The organism is Mucilaginibacter gynuensis, from assembly GCF_039541195.1.
Lineage (GTDB): Bacteria > Bacteroidota > Bacteroidia > Sphingobacteriales > Sphingobacteriaceae > Mucilaginibacter > Mucilaginibacter gynuensis.
Genome location: NZ_BAABFT010000006.1, coordinates 237434 through 253987 on the forward strand (window position 1 = coordinate 237434; position 16554 = coordinate 253987).

The following is a 16554-nucleotide window of genomic DNA, read 5'->3' on the forward strand; positions in this document are numbered from 1 at the left end:
AAAGAAAAACAATGAAAGCAGCACCCATTTACAAAGCCCTAAGCAAAGTAACCGGATGCTGCTTTTTGTTTGTTTTATGTACCATAACGGCCTCGGCGCAAAGCCGTGGTAAGGTTGAGATAATAAAAGACGCCCGGATAGATTCGCTTGCCGCCCGTTGGAACACGTTGAGCAATGGCTCCGGCCGATCATCAAACTATGGTTATCGCGTACAGATCTTCAGCGGCGGTAACCGTAAAGATGCCTTTAACGCGCAAACTAAATTTCAGGAACAGCATCCTGATATGCGTACCTACATCAGCTACCGCGACCCTAACTTTAAGGTGCATGCCGGCGATTTTCGTACCCGGCTGGAAGCGCAAAAAATGCTGGAAGAATTAAAACCTTATTTTACCGGGATGTTTGTTATTGCCGGTAAGATCAATCCCCCGAAACTGCAAAATCCAAACAATGATTAAGGAACAAATACAGGAATTAGCCAAGAATATTTATAACGATGTAGTTGCCAATCGCCGTCACCTGCATGCGCATCCTGAACTTTCATTCCACGAGGTTGAAACCTCGGTATTTGTTGCCCGCAAGTTAGAAGAGTTGGGTTTGGAATACCATAAAATGGCCGATACTGGTTTGGTAGCCCTCATAAAAGGCGATAAACCGTCAGACAAAGTAGTAGCCCTGCGTGCCGATATGGATGCATTGCCTATATTGGAGGCTAACGATGTGTCTTACAAATCAACCAATCCGGGTGTAATGCACGCTTGCGGACATGATGTGCATACTTCGTCATTGCTGGGCACGGCTAAAATATTAACCGATTTGAAAAGCCAGTTTGGCGGTACCGTAAAACTGATATTTCAACCGGCAGAAGAGAAACTTCCGGGTGGTGCCAGCATCATGATTAAAGAAGGTGTATTGCAAAACCCAACGCCTGATGCCGTTTTGGGTCAGCACGTAATGCCGTTGATTGATGCGGGTAAGGTTGGTTTCCGTGCGGGTAAATACATGGCCTCAACCGATGAGCTGTACGTTACCGTAAAAGGTAAGGGCGGGCATGGCGCGCAACCACAACAAAATGTAGACCCGGTGATCATCACCGCGCATATATTAACGGCGCTGCAACAAGTGGTAAGCCGCTTTGCCGATCCTAAAAGCCCGTCGGTATTGTCATTCGGTAAAGTAATTGCCAATGGCGCTACCAACGTTATCCCTAACGAGGTTTACCTTGAAGGTACCTTCCGTACCATGGACGAAAAATGGCGCGAAGAAGCCCACAAACGTATGAAAAAGATGGCCGAAGGCATAGCCGAAAGCATGGGCGGCAGCTGCGAGTTTAACATCATGCGTGGCTATCCTTTCCTGATAAACGAGGAAGTATTGACCGCCAACACACGCGGCCATGCCGAAGACTACTTAGGTAAAGAAAATGTACTCGACCTGGATATATGGATGGCTGCCGAAGATTTCGCTTACTATTCGCAGGTGGCTAAAAGCTGTTTCTACCGCCTGGGTACACGTAACGAGGCGCGTGGCATCACCTCATCGGTACATACCCCAACTTTTGATATTGACGAAACCGCGCTGCAAGCCAGTACCGGTTTAATGGCTTACCTTGCTATTAAACAATTAGGTAACTAAGGCGGGTAATTCACAAAGGCACAGCACTGTTTTTATCTGCTGTGCTGTTTCATAATTACCGTGCTGCACGTAAAAAGCTATAAGTTATTTATGATGATCAAAAAGCTTTTACTTATACTGTTACTGGTAACCGGTTTTGGCAATGTTAACGCGCAGCAAATAGACCGTTTTAATCCGGATACCATCAAAACAATTCAGCTGGATTCGGTGATCAATATTAAATCGCATAAGCTGAACGCGCAGGATTTTATTGATGCCATGCTGGCCGATACCAGTTTCTACAAGGCTTTTCGCAACATGAAGCGTTATGCCTTTACTGCCGAAAATCGCATTTACACCTACGATAAAAAGAACAAAGTTAACGGCAAAATATATCGCAAGCTGCGCCACAGCAACAATGGCAAAAACCACAAGATAGATTACATAGCCAAGCAGGATAGCGGTGCCCTCTATAAAAAGAACGGCAAGTACCAGCTATATACGGTAGAGATGTTCGATTACATTTTCATGAATGCCTATAACTCCGACTTTGTTGCCGGCGATGGCGTTCCGGGACCGGGTGGCAAAAATGAATCGTATAAAGACAAGCTAAAAACACTCATCTTCAGGCCGGGGACAAAGGTAAAGGGCATTCCCTTTATCAGCGGTAAAACCGAGATCTTCTCGCCCGATATGAAACAGTTTTACCTATACCAGTTTGCGCGTGGTACATATTTGGATAGTATCCCGGTTTACCGGTTCAAAATTATCCAAAAGCCGAGTTCGGCAGATGGAGATGTAATGATCCGCGAGCTGACCACCATATTTGATACCCGTACTTTTCAAATACTGGGGCGTTACATTGATATGAAGTTCAATAACCTGTTTGTGGGCTTTAACGTACAAATGAACATCGAACTAAACCGCTTCAACGGCGAATTGCTGCCCACCAAAATAAGTTACCAGGGTAACTGGGATATCCCGTTCCATGCCGAAGAGCGGGCGAGCTTTTTGATTGTGCATAAAGACTATGAAAAAGAATCTCCCTAACCCCCTGAAGGGGGAACCGAATATAACCAACTCCCCCTTCAGGGGGTTAGGGGGGAACTCTGTTACTACCTTAGATATTGTTACCCATATCAGCGCGCCTGCCGAGCGGGTGTTTGACCTGTCGCGGAGTATTGATCTGCACCTGATATCAACCCGCCACACCAATGAAAAGGCCATAGCGGGGCGCAAAAGCGGCTTAATTGAATTGGGCGAAAGTGTTACTTGGCAGGCCAAACATTTCGGTATTACGCAAAAGCTTACCTCCAAAATTACCGAGTTCGATTATCCTAACCACTTTACCGACGAGATGGTAGAAGGCGCTTTTCAAGCCTTCCGGCACGAACACATCTTCAAAAGCTTCGGTCCTAACCAAATGCTGATGATGGATATTTTTGCTTACGAGGTGCCCTATGGTATTGCAGGCTATGCCTTCAGTCGTATCATCCTCGCCCGCTATATGACGCATTTGCTGGTTAAACGCAATGATGTGATCAGGCAAATTGCCGAAGGTGATGAGTGGAAGAAGATACTTGGGGAATGATTGTATTATAAGGTGTCAATTACGAGGCACGAAGTAATGCCTTTATATCCCATTATCCGCTTAGCCTTCGTTCTCAAAACGCAAGTCATGGTGAGGATTTTAATCCTTTCTTGACTTTGAAGGTAAAATGACGATGGCTCACACCCTCTCTCCACTGTCATGCTGAGGAACGAAGCATCTATCGCAAATAAGCATAGTGAAGAATGACAGTTTTTTAACACATAAGGGGTAGGCACGAAGCAATCCCCGATTTACAGAGCCGCTCTGTATAGCTTAGAGATTGCTTCGTTCCTCGCAATGACGCGAATTTATGATGTCGAAACTCCGCTAATTAATTAGTTTTCAACTGCCTTACATGCGCACGCTTATGCGTAACCTCGCGGCCGCCTTTGGGTTTCTTGGTTTTTTTGCGTTTCCCCAGCCATATAATAAAGCCTGTTATGGGTAAGCTGGCACATATTAAGCTTGCTAAAAAAGCGATGATCTTACTGGTTAACCCGAATATTTGGCCTACGTGTATATCGTAGTTCATTTCGTTGAGCTTTAAGCCCAGGCTCTTTTTAGTTTGGGGCAGACCTTTTAAAATTTTGCCCGTATACTTATCAAAATCGTACGAATCGCTGTTAGCAAAGTGAAGACTTTTGGCGTAGGCTCCTGTTGAAATATGGCCCGACGCGGCTTCATCCTCATAAAAAGTATACATTTCCGCATTAGGCGAAAGTGCACGCAACTGATGATAAGCACGATCAATAACAGGTTTGCCTGCTATGGGCAGGTCTTTTTTCAGGGAATCGGATTTTGGCTCGTCCTTTTCAATAGCATAGGTTTTGCCCATGTTACCGGCAAGGTAAATGCCGTCGCTCATCCATTCAAAGGCTATCGCCAGCCCTGTAATGGCCAAAATAATGGCTATACTGAGCGAGTAAAAGCCCAGCACGTTATGCAGATCGTAGTTCACCCTGCGCCAGCGGCCACCCCATTTAATGGTGAAGCTGCGTTTGCGATCGCTTTTACGTTTGGGCCACCACAACACTACGCCCGTTATCATGATCACCACGAAAATAATTACCGATATGCCCACCACTAATTGCCCTATATTGGCAGGCAGAAGCAGGTATAGGTGAATGTATTCAACAATAATGAAAAAGTCTTTAAACATATCCTGGTCGTGCAAGATCTTGCCGTCGTAGGGATTGATATAAAGCACATTGGTGCCTGTTTTGCTGTTCATGTATAACAAAGCAGGGCGGTCAACACCGGCATAAGCAAGATAACCGGGTTTAAAGGTGGGTTTATGTTTAGCGGCAATACCTTTTAATACCGATGGCTCCAGGTAAGGCTTTTGCTGAACCTGCACATGGCGATGCGAATAAAAGGCATCCTGAATTTCATCCTGAAAGCAAAATATACAGCCTGTAATACTTACAATAAATACCACAATGCCCGAGATAAAGCCAAGCCAGCGGTGTAAAAAAAGAATGGTTTTCTTAAACTTTGTCAATGGAACAGTTTTGAAAGTTATTTAGACTGAATATCAATAGCTTTCAAAAGTAATTCATAATGCCTAACCCACCAAATTATTTAAAATAATTCTAAACAAGATTTCTGTGGAAAGAAGCGCTTTATTATATGTCGATGATCTCCTTTTTCTTTTTGGTTTTCAATCTTTTCGGCAGGAACTCCAGGATCTCGTTCTTCAGTGCCTCTATCATGCGGCGTTTCAAAAAGTTGCGCTGTATCACAATGCTCACCTCGCGCGCCGGTTCGGGCGATTTAAAGTAGCGCACCTTATCCAATTGTTTATCGCTCAGGTCGGCAAGGGCGAGTTCCGGCAGTATGGTTGCGCCGTTGTTTTGATCAACCATACGTTTCAGGGTTTCCACGCTGCCTGTATTGTATTCAAAATGCAGGAAACCTTTGGTTGATTTTCTTCGCTGGCAAATGTTCAATACCTGTTCGCGCATGCAATGCCCTTCATTCAAAACCCAAATCTCTTCCATGTCGATATCTTCGGGTTGTATGGCTTTCTTTTTTGAGAGCTTACTGTTTTTGGATACATAGGCCACAAAGTTTTCATAAAACACCGGGATCTCCGTAAGGTTGGGTTCGTGCAGCGGGGTCGACATAATACCGCAATCTATCATCCCTAATTTTAACTGCTGGATGATCTGTTCGGTAGTTTGTTCCCATACCACCAGTTTTACCTGTGGATATTTTTCTATAAAGCTGCCGATTATCTTTGGCAATATGTAAGGGGACACGGTAGGGATGATGCCTACTTTTAACTCTCCGGCCAAGTCCTTCTGCCTGTCGCTGATGATCTCTTTTATCTTTTCACTTTCGCCAAGCAGCACACGGGCCTGTGCAATTACCTCGGTGCCAATTTCGGTAGGGGTTACCGGCTGCTTACTGCGGTCGAAAAGTTTAACACCCAAGTTATCTTCCAGCTTTTGCACCTGCATACTTAAGGTGGGCTGGGTAACAAAACATTTTTCGGCTGCCGTTACAAAGCTGCGGTAAGTATCAACGGCTACTATATATTCAAGCTGCGTTATTGTCATATAGATATTTTCTATGTAAATATAAGAAAATATTCATTTCTTCTATCTTCTGTTCGATGTGAGATTTGAGACATGAGAGGGGAATTATATAACGCATAAAAAAGGCGCCATATTACAGCGCCTTTTTAGTCTCATATCTCAAATCTCACTTCTCATATCTAATTTTATTCCACTGTTACCGATTTTGCCAGGTTACGTGGCTGATCTACATTGCAACCACGCATAACGGCAATATGGTAAGCTAATAATTGCAAAGGAATAGTAGCCAATAGCGGTACGAAAGCTTCGCCGGTTTGCGGTATCTCAATTACATAATCGGCCATATCACGTACCTCGGTATCGCCTTCGGTAACGATAGCTATTACGTGACCGCCCCGTGCTTTTACTTCCTGAATGTTGCTGATCACCTTTTCGTACGATGAATGTTTGGTAGCGATAAACACCACCGGCATGGCATCGTCAATAAGGGCGATAGGGCCGTGCTTCATTTCGGCAGCAGGATAGCCCTCGGCATGGATGTAGGAGATCTCCTTCAATTTTAAAGCCCCCTCAAGCGCTACCGGGAACGAACTGCCGCGACCTAAGAACAGGCAGTTGTTGCTATCCTTAAATTTGGCGGCTATCTCTTTAACATGGTCGTTTGATTTTAACGCGCGCTCAACCAGTGCCGGTATTTCATCCAGCTCGGTTAAATATTCGATGAGTTTGCTTTGGGTAATGGCGCCACGTTTTTGCGCTATGTAAAACGCGATAAGCGTTAACACCGTAACCTGGGCTGTAAAGGCTTTGGTTGATGCCACGCCTATCTCGGGCCCGGCATGAGTATAAACCCCCGCATGTGTAGTGCGCGGAATTGAAGCGCCCACCACGTTACAAATACCGAATATGGTAGCGCCTTTTTCTTTAGCCAGTTCAATGGCTGCCATGGTATCGGCAGTTTCACCGGATTGCGAGATGGCGATCACCAGATCTTTTTCGGTAATAATAGGGTTGCGATAGCGGAACTCCGAAGCGTATTCTACCTCAACCGGTACGCGGGCGTATTCTTCAATTAAATATTCGCCAACCAAACCGGCATGCCACGATGTGCCGCAGGCCACAATAATGATGCGGTCTACATTCTTTAATTTCTCAATATATTCTTTTATACCGCCCAGCTGTACTTTACCCTGTTGCGGGTAAATACGGCCACGCAGGCAATCGCGAATGGAACGTGGCTGCTCGTAGATCTCCTTTAACATAAAGTGATCGTAGCCGCCTTTTTCAAGCATTTCCAGCTTAAGGTCCAGTTCCTGTATGTACGGGGTTTGAATAGTATTATCGATGTTCTTTACCAGCAATTCTTCACGGGTAATGAAAGCTATCTCGTTATCGTTAAGATAAATTACGTTTTTGGTGTACTCAACAATGGGCGTAGCGTCTGATGCTACAAAATATTCGCCTTTACCAACACCGATCACCATTGGGCTGCCTTTACGGGCGGCAATCAGCAGGTCGGGTTCATCCTGGCTCATAATCACAATAGCATACGCGCCGATAACGGTATTCAATGCTACACGTACGGCCTCGCGCAATTCGAGCCCGGTTTCTTTTTGAATATCCTCAACTAAATGGATTAATACTTCGGTATCGGTATCGCTCAAAAATATGTGGCCTTTGGCTATCAGCGTTTCTTTAATTACGCCGTAGTTTTCAATAATACCGTTATGTATAATGGTTAGTTTGCGGTTGCCCGATGAGTGAGGGTGCGAATTACGGTCGCTTGGCGCGCCATGGGTAGCCCAACGGGTATGGCCCATGCCAACGGTGCTTTTCAGCGGAAGTTGTTTAACAAAATCTTCGAGTACGCTTACCTTGCCGGCTTTTTTGTAAACCTTAAGATCTTTATCAAGCAAGGCAATACCTGCGCTATCATAACCACGATACTCTAACCTGTGAAGGCCTTTAATTATTATAGGGTAGGCTTCCCTGTAACCAATGTAACCTACAATTCCGCACATAATTTTTATTTATAATTTTTTGAACAAATGTATCAGCTTTTACAATAAAGTAAACGCTAAGTGCATCAATAAAATTATTAAATAAAAAAGCCCCTTTTTTGAAGGGGCTGTATGTTATTTTACTTTGGTATAAATTATATTGAGCTTAACCCGGAAAGCCGAGTTTTTACCTGCAATAATAGTTCGGGCGCCGCTTTGGGCCGTACCTAAAATATCAGCGGTTGTAGTTTCTACCGTGGTATATGTGTCAGCGCCGGCTATCAGGTAAGTGCCATAATCTTTCGTTTTACCGCTTAGTAGGTTTTGCACGTAAGTGGTTACCAAAAAATGATATTCATTGGCCGTTGGTAAGCCGTAAAAGCCGCCAAATAAATTATAATAAATTGCTGAGGCGCGTGATGCATCTTCTAATAATACCGGTTGATTGGCGATATCGTGTTTATATAATATTAACCTCGGTAATGGCTTGTATGTGGTTTGCGTACCCGGAACCGGCGTAACCACCAGTTCGGCCCTGTTGATAATAATATCCTTAACAGGCAGGTTTTTCAAACCGGGGAATGTAACTTTTGTTTTTAAACCGGAGCCACCTTGTATGTAACCAACCGTATTACTGGTTGTGGTATTAGCTAAGGCTGTTTCTACTTCGGTACTGTAAGTGTGCCTTATTTCGGCGGCATGCCCGCTGATAGGCAACGATATTACTGAAGTATCAATGGTTGAGCCATTTGTTACTTTTACATATAGGTCTACCGAAGCCGAATCGTCAAGCTTGAACATGAATGTTCCGCCCGGACCCGTTGACTGACTTTTATCCAGGGTGATGTACAAGCCTCTGACCAGGTTACGGAAAGCTGTGTTTGAAGATATCGCATCTGGCGATTCAAAGAAATTATCCTTGAAAAACTGCGTATCCATTGGTATCCTCAACTGAGGGGCTACCTTTTTAATAGTGTCAGTTGCTCCCTTAACAATGTCAAATACCTTTAACGAATCGTGAGTTCTTGATGTAAAAGCTTTAGTACCTAACAATTGATTAGGGTTATAAGACCAGTGTTTGGCACTGTAGTAAGTAATACCAAGCGGCCTTTCAGTAAGTTTATATACATTCGCTTTATAGGCAGAGGTTAATGAGTCGCCGTAAAATCCATCACTGTAACGTATGGTTAATATGGCCGAATCTATAACAATAGTACCTGTTGGGCGGGTATAGGCTACAAAACTGGGCAGGTTAAGATCAGTGATCATATTAGCCTCGGTAGTACCTAATATAGGGTCGTTAAAATTTGACAACGGAGTACGTACCAAACCCGATGTAATTACCGAATCTTCACGCAGCGTATTTACAGTAACAGTAGTGTCAGTTACCAGTGTGCCGCTAAGCTGATTTGATTCATCAACCCCCAACCCGATATTATCCGGGTTTTTGCAACCATTTAAAATAAAAAGACTTATTAACAGGGTCAATAAGTCTAATCTGAAAGATTTCATATATACAATTAAAGCTTATACAATTTAAACTACTTGTGCCATTTCTTCGCTGGCAATTTCGTCGTAAAAATTGTAATAATTTTCTACATCCTGTGTAGAATTGTAATCTAAAACGGGTTTATTGCTGTTTTTAACATTATTTAACACTTCAGCGTCAATGTTTTCAGCACCCAGTACAATACCATCCGAGTAGTGAATAGCACCCGCGTATAGCGATGAATTAGTGCCCGGTTTGTACACTTCAGTGTGTGCCTCGGTCATATCGTTCATTACCGCTTTTTGCGCGAAATCGGCATTCATTTGCTCTTTAAACTCGTTTTCGTAAATAGAGTAAACTATTTTAGAGTTTTTAAAAGTAGGATCGTCCTTGTACGTGGTTTTTAAATAAGCAGGCACTAAAGCGCTCATCCAGCCGTGGCAATGGATCATGTCAGGCGCCCAGCCTAATTTTTTAACCGTTTCAAGCGCGCCCTTGCAAAAGAAGATCATGCGCTCATCGTTATCGGCGTAAAATTTACCGTCTTTGTCGTTAAAGACGTGTTTGCGTTGAAAATACTCTTCATTATCTAAAAAGTACACTTGCATGCGAGCAGCGGGTATCGAAGCTACCTTTATGATCAGGGGATTGTCATTATCATTAATTATGATATTCATACCCGACAAACGTATTACCTCATGAAGGCGGTTCCTGCGCTCGTTGATATTACCGAAACGTGGCATCAGGATACGGATCTCGTAACCCTTATCCTGCATAGCTTGCGGAAGCTGGCGTACTATTTCAGAAATTTTTGTGAGTTCAAGGAAAGGCGACATTTCATGAGAAATAAACAAAAGCTTAGATTTACCCATCATTAAATCAGAATTAATATGTTAAGATGTCAAAAAAATTGAGTTTGCAAATATAAGCATTTATATATGAACAATCAACGAATTGTGCAAGTAACTTTTGGATATATTTATATTATTCCTCAACTTCGCCCCATTTTTTAACCCAAGCCACCGTGAAAGTTTTCACCACCAAAACAGCCATAGGGCAATACATACAGCAATTACGCAACCAGGGCAAAACTATTGGCTTTGTGCCAACTATGGGCGCTTTACACCAGGGGCACCTCTCGCTTATAGCGCAGGCGCAACAACATTGTGACATTGTGGTATGCAGCATATTCGTTAATCCCACGCAGTTTAACGACCCTAAAGACCTTGAAAAATACCCGCGGCCAATAGCCGATGATATCGCCAAACTGGAGCAGGCAGGGTGTGATGCCTTGTTTAATCCGGAGGTAAACGAGATGTATGACGGTAATGAGCAATGGCATTTAGATATTGGCCCCTTAGAGCATTTACTGGAGGGTAAGTACCGCCCCGGCCATTACCAGGGTGTAACACAGGTGGTAAATAAGCTGTTCACTATAGTGCAGCCGGATATGGCATTCTTCGGGCAAAAAGATTATCAGCAAATTATGGTGGTTAACCGTATGATCAGCCTGCTGAAACTGCCGGTGAAACTCATTATGTGCCCCATTGAGCGCGAAGCGGATGGCCTGGCCATGAGCTCGCGCAATATTCACCTTACGGCCGATGACCGCGCGCATTCGCTGGTATTATCAAAAACGTTGAACGCGGTAAAACAAAATTACAGCAACGATAATATCACCATATTAAAAGCTGAAGCTGAAGATTTGATAAGCAATGAACCGGGTGTGGAGCTTGATTATTTTGAGCTGGCTGATGGCGAAAGTTTGCTGCCTGCTAACGAAACCACCACGAGTGTGGTAGCACTGGTTGCCGCCAAGGTTGGCAAAACCAGGCTGATAGATAATATGATCATCCGGTAGGTGATTTTGATGTAATGGCATTAATTATCAGTGCTTTTAGTGAGCGATATTTTGAAACAAAAAGCGCGGCAATCTCTTTACAATATAGCTACAAATGGGGTGTATTATGTGCTATGAACCATGTATTAAATATTCATAACTTTGCGCCATGATTATTGAGGTATTAAAATCCAAAATTCATAGGGCCCGGGTAACTCAGGCAGAACTGAATTACGTAGGCAGTATCACTATTGATGAGGATTTGATGGATGCGGCAAATATTATTGCCAACGAGAAAGTGCAGATAGTTAATAATAATAACGGTGCAAGGTTTGAAACTTATGTAATACGCGGCGAGCGTGGTACAGGCACCATTTGCCTTAACGGCGCTACCGCGAGGCTGGCACAGGTGGGCGATATAGTGATCATCATGTCGTACGGTTATATGGAAACGGCCGAAGCCCGTGCCTACGAGCCGTTACTGGTATTCCCCGATCCGGATAATAAGCTGATCAAATAAGGGTTGCCCTTATCTCTTCAAAAAAGAATTTCATACTTTTTATATAAGCACCGCTAACCGGCGGTGCTTGCTTTTTTGCATCCTGTTTTGGGCTAATGTTAGGTGAGCTTGATGTTAATTTAACACGGCGTTTTTCCCCGAAAGCATATCTTTGCGTTATTACAAAAATTAATGATGCACCTAACCTCCCGCAACACATCAGGTTTAATAAAATCGATAGCTACTTTTCTTCTTGTTTTTTCAGCCGTTTCCTCATTCGCCCAAAGGCAAAATATCTACTTTTTAAAAAATGATGGCAGGTTTGTTAGCAGTAAAGACAGCGCCGATTATATCCGCATAGTTTCGGAGCCTGATTCGGGTACTGTGCTTTATAATGTTGCCGACTTTTATAAAAACGGAAAACGAAAATTAGTTGGCAAGTCGGCCACAATTGAAAGCTTTAAACCGGAGGGGATTGTTATTTCGTACTACAACAATGGCAACCGCAAAGCGGTAAACAACTATGCAAATGGCCTGCTTAATGGCGAGTGTATTGAATATTACCCTAATGGCAAGGTGTATACTATTAAAAAACACCGTGAGGGAAATAATGTTGGCATTGGCCGGGTAACCGAACACGATATTATGGCTTGCCGCGATTCGACCGGCAAAATATTGGCTGCCGATGGCAACGGATATTACGTTGGTTACGATGATGATTTCAAATACATTGCAGAAGAAGGCAATATAAAAAACGGCAAATACGACGGCACTTGGAAAGGCGAGGATAAGCTTATTAAAGTAAAGTTTACCGAGCATTATGAAAGCGGCGTAATGAAAAAGGGCGAATCGACAGATTCGTTAGGGATTATTCGCACCTATCAAAACAGAATTGTACATCCTCAATTTAAAGGCGGCATGCAGGGGTTATATAAATACCTGGCCAATAATCTTCATTATCCCAATGAAGCCCGGAGGGACGATATTTCAGGTACGGTTATTTTAAAGTTTGTTGTTAAAAAGGATGGAACGTTAAAGGATATCGCAGTTTTTAAATCAGTACATAATTTGCTTGATAAAGAGGCTATAAGGGTATTGTCAAAAACGGATGAGTGGATACCCGGTTACAAGTGCGGCCTGCTGGTAAATGTAAAGTTTATGCTGCCGGTAAAGTTTGCTTTGCAATAACACAAATCCATTACATTATTTGTCGCAAAAAGCGCCTGTAAAGTCTGCAATTTGTAAGCTTTAAACATGTGTTTAAAAAGAAAATGGCAAATTCAAAAAAAAACTGCAAAATGTTCTCACAAACTGTATCTTTGCACCCCGACAAGAAGATACCGAATTGCGGAATGCTTAACGCTCAGTTTCGGACATTTTAAGTTGGCATTCCCGCATCAGGCAGCTCTCTTGATTTAAATAAGAACTATGCCCAAAAATACTTCCATCAAATCGGTACTAATTATTGGTTCAGGCCCCATCATTATCGGTCAGGCTTGCGAATTTGATTATGCTGGCTCCCAGGCCGCTCTTTCTTTAAAAGAAGAAGGTATATCGGTAACCATTATCAACAGTAACCCCGCCACCATCATGACGGATAAGGTTATTGCCGACAATGTATACCTGCTGCCGCTTGAATGCGAAAGCATAGAAAAGATATTACAGGAACAAAAGATTGATGCCGTACTGCCTACCATGGGTGGCCAGACTGCATTAAACCTTTGTATCGCTGCCGACGAGCAAGGCATTTGGAAAAAATACGGAGTTGATATTATAGGGGTTGATATTGCCGCTATAGAAAAAACCGAGAACCGCGAGGCCTTCCGCCAGTTAATGGTTGATATAGGTGTAGGGGTAGCCACCTCAAAAATTGCCAACTCGTTTTTAGAAGGTAAAGAAGCCGCGCAGGACATCGGTTTTCCGCTGGTAATTCGCCCAAGCTATACCCTGGGTGGTAAAGGCGCAGGCTTTGTACATAAAAAAGAAGATTTTGACGCCGCTTTAAGTCGCGGTTTGCAAGCATCACCAACCCACGAGGTTTTGGTGGAGCAAGCTGTTTTAGGCTGGAAAGAATATGAGCTGGAGTTGCTGCGCGATAGCCGCGATAACGTGATCATCATTTGCTCTATCGAAAACTTCGACCCGATGGGTATCCATACCGGCGACTCGATCACCGTGGCCCCGGCCATGACCCTGAGCGACCGCTGCTACCAGGATATGCGTAACCAGGCCATCAAAATGATGCGTGCCATTGGTAACTTCGCGGGTGGTTGTAACGTTCAGTTCTCGGTTAACCCGGCCGATGAAAAGATCATCGCTATCGAGATCAACCCACGCGTGTCGCGTTCATCGGCACTGGCATCAAAAGCAACCGGTTACCCAATCGCTAAAATCGCTGCCAAACTGGCTATAGGTTATAACCTTGACGAAATAGAAAACCAGATCACCAAAACAACTTCGGCTTACTTTGAGCCAACGCTTGATTATGTGATCGTAAAGATCCCTCGCTGGAACTTTGATAAATTTAAAGGCGCTAACAAAGAGCTTGGCCTGCAAATGAAATCGGTAGGTGAGGTAATGGGTATAGGCCGTACGTTCATCGAGGCGCTGCAAAAAGCTTGTCAGAGTTTAGAGATTGGCCGCGCGGGCTTAGGTGCCGATGGCAGACAAAGCCGCAACTTAGAAGAAATTATGCACAGCCTTGAACACCCAAGCTGGGACAGGCTGTTCCATATATACGATGCCCTTAGTCTGGGTGTGCCGATTGAATCGGTACGTAAGGCTACCAAAATTGACCGCTGGTTCCTGAATCAAATACAGGAAGTAGTGTTTATGGAAACCGAGCTTCGCCGTTATTCGCTGAATAACATCCCGGCCGATTTCCTTTTCAACCTTAAACAAAAAGGTTTCTCTGACGCGCAAATCGCTTACGTATTAACCAACGTTACCGAAGAAGACGTTTACCAGCGCCGCAAGGAACTGGGTATAAAACGTGTATACAAAATGGTTGATACCTGCGCTGCTGAGTTCCCGGCTAAAACGCCGTACTACTACTCAACTTACGAGGGTGAGAACGAATCGATAGTATCTGATAAAAAGAAGATCATCGTATTAGGCTCGGGCCCTAACCGTATAGGCCAGGGTATTGAGTTTGACTATAGCTGTGTACACGGCTTACTTGCCGCTAAAGAATCGGGCTTTGAGGCCATCATGGTTAACTGTAACCCTGAAACCGTATCAACCGACTTTAACATGGCCGATAAGCTGTACTTTGAGCCCGTTTTCTGGGAGCATGTACGCGAGATCATCGAACTGGAAAAACCTTATGGTGTAATTGTTCAGCTGGGTGGCCAAACCGCCCTTAAAATGGCCGAGAAAATGCACGAGCACGGCATCCGCATTATTGGTACTTCATTTACCGATATGGATATCGCCGAAGACCGCGGCCGTTTCTCCGACCTATTGAAAGAACTGGATATTCCTTACCCTAAATATGGTGTTGCCGAAAGTGCCGAAGAAGCGCTTGAAGTTGCTCACCACGTAGGTTACCCGGTGCTTGTTCGCCCAAGCTATGTATTAGGCGGGCAGGGCATGAGCATCGTAATTAACGATGAAGACCTTGAAAAAGCGGTAGTAAGCTTATTGAAGAACCTGCCGGGCAACCGTGTACTGATAGATCACTTCCTTGACAGGGCATCTGAAGCCGAGTCGGATTCTATCAGCGATGGTGATGATGTGCACATTGTTGGTTTGATGGAACACATAGAGCCTGCCGGTATCCACTCGGGCGACTCGTACGCGGTGTTGCCACCGTTCGACCTGTCGGACAATGTGATTGAGCAAATGGAAACCTATACCAAAAAGATTGCTACGGCGTTAAATGTTAGGGGTTTACTGAATATACAGTTTGCTATAAAAGAAGAAAAAGTATATGTAATAGAAGCCAACCCGCGTGCATCACGTACGGTGCCTTTTATTGCCAAGGCTTATGATGTGCCTTACATCAACATAGCTGCTAAAGTTATGCTGGGCGCTAATAAGCTGAAAGATTTTGATATAGTACGTAAACTAAAAGGATACGCCATAAAAGAACCTGTGTTCTCTTATGATAAATTCCCGGAAGTAGCCAAGGAGCTTGGCCCGGAAATGAAATCGACCGGCGAGGCTATCCGCTTTATACCTAACCTGCAAGATCCATACTTCAGGCATCTGTATAAAGAAAAGTCGATGTATTTAAGTAAGTAATGAGTTTGTATAGAGAGAGTTGGGTGTAGTGATTGTAGGATTTGTTCTTTAATTAATGAATAATAATCAGCTGTTTTTGCTAAAAAACGTTGACCCGGATGATTTCGGGCGCGTTTTACTAAAGGTTGAAAGATCATTTGGCATTAAGTTTTGCCAGGACGATCTGGGTTCGGTAAGAACCTTTGGCAACCTGTGCGATGTGATCCATAACAAGATTAAACAAGAGCATAGCGATACCTGCACCACGCAGCAGGCTTTTTATAAACTCCGTAACGCCATTATGGCCGCAACGGGACTGGACAGGGGCGACATTACTATACAAACATCCCTCAAAGATATTTTCCCTGAAAACGAAAGACTCCAGCTGATCGGTACTATCGAAGCAGATATGGGGCTTTCGTTAAATGTTTTGCAACCCAAACAAACTACTATTTACGCCCTTGCATGCATATTCGCGCTATCAATAGCGGCATTATTCTTCAATATGCTGATAGCTGCCGGTTTAATGCTGGTTTTTGCAGTAGGCGCGTTTATGGCAGGTAAGTTTGGCAAAGAACTCCGCATTAATACCCTTGGCCAGCTGGCCGAAAAAATTGCCCGCGAACATTTTCTGAAGTGCAAACGCGAAACCGCTTCCGTTAACCGTAAAGAGATCAACCATAAAATGCAGCAATTATTTGCTGACGATCTTTATGTTGATGCGTCGGTATTAACGGCTGATGCCCGTTTTTAATTA

At 43.9% G+C, this 16554-nt stretch carries 14 protein-coding genes; 9 read left to right on the top strand and 5 right to left on the bottom strand.

The annotated features are described in order from the left end of the window. Positions 1 to 11: 11 nt before the first annotated feature. The 4 genes from ABD894_RS13995 to ABD894_RS14010 all read left to right on the top strand — a co-directional run bounded on the left by ABD894_RS13995 (position 12) and on the right by ABD894_RS14010 (position 3205). On the top strand, positions 12 to 458 hold the full coding sequence (locus ABD894_RS13995; RefSeq protein WP_345211671.1) for an SPOR domain-containing protein: 447 nt from the start codon (positions 12 to 14) through the stop codon (positions 456 to 458). After that, positions 451 to 1635, top strand: coding sequence for a M20 metallopeptidase family protein (locus ABD894_RS14000; RefSeq protein WP_345211672.1), 1185 nt, complete (start codon positions 451 to 453; stop codon positions 1633 to 1635). The genes ABD894_RS13995 and ABD894_RS14000 overlap by 8 nt, the downstream gene beginning before the upstream one ends. Before the next feature lie 90 nt (positions 1636 to 1725). Further along, positions 1726 to 2664 carry a hypothetical protein gene (locus ABD894_RS14005; RefSeq protein WP_345211673.1) on the top strand — a complete coding sequence of 313 codons (939 nt, stop codon included), beginning with the start codon at positions 1726 to 1728 and terminating at the stop codon, positions 2662 to 2664. Beyond that, a complete protein-coding gene (locus ABD894_RS14010; protein ID WP_345211674.1) occupies positions 2645 to 3205 on the top strand; it encodes an SRPBCC family protein in 561 nt (186 codons plus the stop codon). Before ABD894_RS14005 ends, ABD894_RS14010 begins: the two co-directional genes overlap by 20 nt. 331 nt (positions 3206 to 3536) lie before the next feature. Here ABD894_RS14010 and ABD894_RS14015 read toward each other — a convergent pair whose 3' ends face one another. From ABD894_RS14015 to ABD894_RS14035, 5 genes are all read right to left on the bottom strand, one after another. Continuing rightward, positions 3537 to 4706 carry a PepSY-associated TM helix domain-containing protein gene (locus ABD894_RS14015; RefSeq protein ID WP_345211675.1) on the bottom strand — a complete coding sequence of 390 codons (1170 nt, stop codon included), beginning with the start codon at positions 4704 to 4706 and terminating at the stop codon, positions 3537 to 3539. 124 nt (positions 4707 to 4830) lie between these two features. Further along, positions 4831 to 5766 (bottom strand): hydrogen peroxide-inducible genes activator, encoded by a 936-nt coding sequence (locus ABD894_RS14020; RefSeq protein ID WP_345211676.1) that lies wholly within the window; start codon positions 5764 to 5766, stop codon positions 4831 to 4833. A 164-nt stretch (positions 5767 to 5930) separates the two neighbouring features. After that, complete coding sequence (glmS, locus tag ABD894_RS14025; protein ID WP_345211677.1) at positions 5931 to 7766, bottom strand: glutamine--fructose-6-phosphate transaminase (isomerizing); 1836 nt, start codon at positions 7764 to 7766, stop codon at positions 5931 to 5933. A gap of 114 nt (positions 7767 to 7880) precedes the next feature. After that, positions 7881 to 9257 carry a DUF4270 family protein gene (locus ABD894_RS14030; RefSeq protein WP_345211678.1) on the bottom strand — a complete coding sequence of 459 codons (1377 nt, stop codon included), beginning with the start codon at positions 9255 to 9257 and terminating at the stop codon, positions 7881 to 7883. Between the two features lie 24 nt (positions 9258 to 9281). Then, the gene (locus ABD894_RS14035) at positions 9282 to 10106 is read right to left on the bottom strand and encodes a glycogen/starch synthase (RefSeq protein WP_345211765.1); all 825 of its coding nucleotides are present in this window, start codon (positions 10104 to 10106) and stop codon (positions 9282 to 9284) included. Positions 10107 to 10258: 152 nt separating this feature from the next. Here ABD894_RS14035 and panC point away from each other — a divergent pair, with 152 nt between their 5' ends. The 5 genes from panC to ABD894_RS14060 all read left to right on the top strand — a co-directional run bounded on the left by panC (position 10259) and on the right by ABD894_RS14060 (position 16551). Further along, entirely contained in the window at positions 10259 to 11095 is an 837-nt protein-coding gene (gene panC, locus ABD894_RS14040; protein WP_345211679.1) for a pantoate--beta-alanine ligase, read from the top strand. Between the two features lie 148 nt (positions 11096 to 11243). Further along, the gene (gene panD / locus ABD894_RS14045; RefSeq protein ID WP_345211680.1) at positions 11244 to 11594 is read left to right on the top strand and encodes an aspartate 1-decarboxylase; all 351 of its coding nucleotides are present in this window, start codon (positions 11244 to 11246) and stop codon (positions 11592 to 11594) included. Positions 11595 to 11765: 171 nt separating this feature from the next. Further along, entirely contained in the window at positions 11766 to 12761 is a 996-nt protein-coding gene (locus tag ABD894_RS14050; protein WP_345211681.1) for a TonB family protein, read from the top strand. Positions 12762 to 13001: 240 nt separating this feature from the next. Beyond that, a complete protein-coding gene (carB, locus tag ABD894_RS14055) occupies positions 13002 to 15818 on the top strand; it encodes a carbamoyl-phosphate synthase large subunit (protein ID WP_345211682.1) in 2817 nt (938 codons plus the stop codon). Positions 15819 to 15873: 55 nt separating this feature from the next. Continuing rightward, positions 15874 to 16551, top strand: a complete 678-nt coding sequence (locus ABD894_RS14060; protein ID WP_345211683.1) for a hypothetical protein — start codon at positions 15874 to 15876, stop codon at positions 16549 to 16551. Positions 16552 to 16554 lie beyond the last annotated feature (3 nt).

Bases quoted from the DNA above. Each gene is read 5' to 3' on its own strand.
- ABD894_RS14005 (WP_345211673.1), top strand. From the start codon at position 1,726: ATGATGATCAAAAAGCTTTTACTTATACTGTTACTGGTAACCGGTTTT.
- ABD894_RS14060 (WP_345211683.1), top strand. From the start codon at position 15,874: ATGAATAATAATCAGCTGTTTTTGCTAAAAAACGTTGACCCGGATGAT.
- ABD894_RS14020 (WP_345211676.1), bottom strand. From the start codon at position 5,766: ATGACAATAACGCAGCTTGAATATATAGTAGCCGTTGATACTTACCGC.
- ABD894_RS13995 (WP_345211671.1), top strand. From the start codon at position 12: ATGAAAGCAGCACCCATTTACAAAGCCCTAAGCAAAGTAACCGGATGC.
- glmS (WP_345211677.1), bottom strand. From the start codon at position 7,766: ATGTGCGGAATTGTAGGTTACATTGGTTACAGGGAAGCCTACCCTATA.
- panD (WP_345211680.1), top strand. From the start codon at position 11,244: ATGATTATTGAGGTATTAAAATCCAAAATTCATAGGGCCCGGGTAACT.
- ABD894_RS14030 (WP_345211678.1), bottom strand. From the start codon at position 9,257: ATGAAATCTTTCAGATTAGACTTATTGACCCTGTTAATAAGTCTTTTT.
- carB (WP_345211682.1), top strand. From the start codon at position 13,002: ATGCCCAAAAATACTTCCATCAAATCGGTACTAATTATTGGTTCAGGC.
- ABD894_RS14000 (WP_345211672.1), top strand. From the start codon at position 451: ATGATTAAGGAACAAATACAGGAATTAGCCAAGAATATTTATAACGAT.
- ABD894_RS14035 (WP_345211765.1), bottom strand. From the start codon at position 10,106: ATGGGTAAATCTAAGCTTTTGTTTATTTCTCATGAAATGTCGCCTTTC.
- ABD894_RS14050 (WP_345211681.1), top strand. From the start codon at position 11,766: ATGATGCACCTAACCTCCCGCAACACATCAGGTTTAATAAAATCGATA.
- ABD894_RS14010 (WP_345211674.1), top strand. From the start codon at position 2,645: ATGAAAAAGAATCTCCCTAACCCCCTGAAGGGGGAACCGAATATAACC.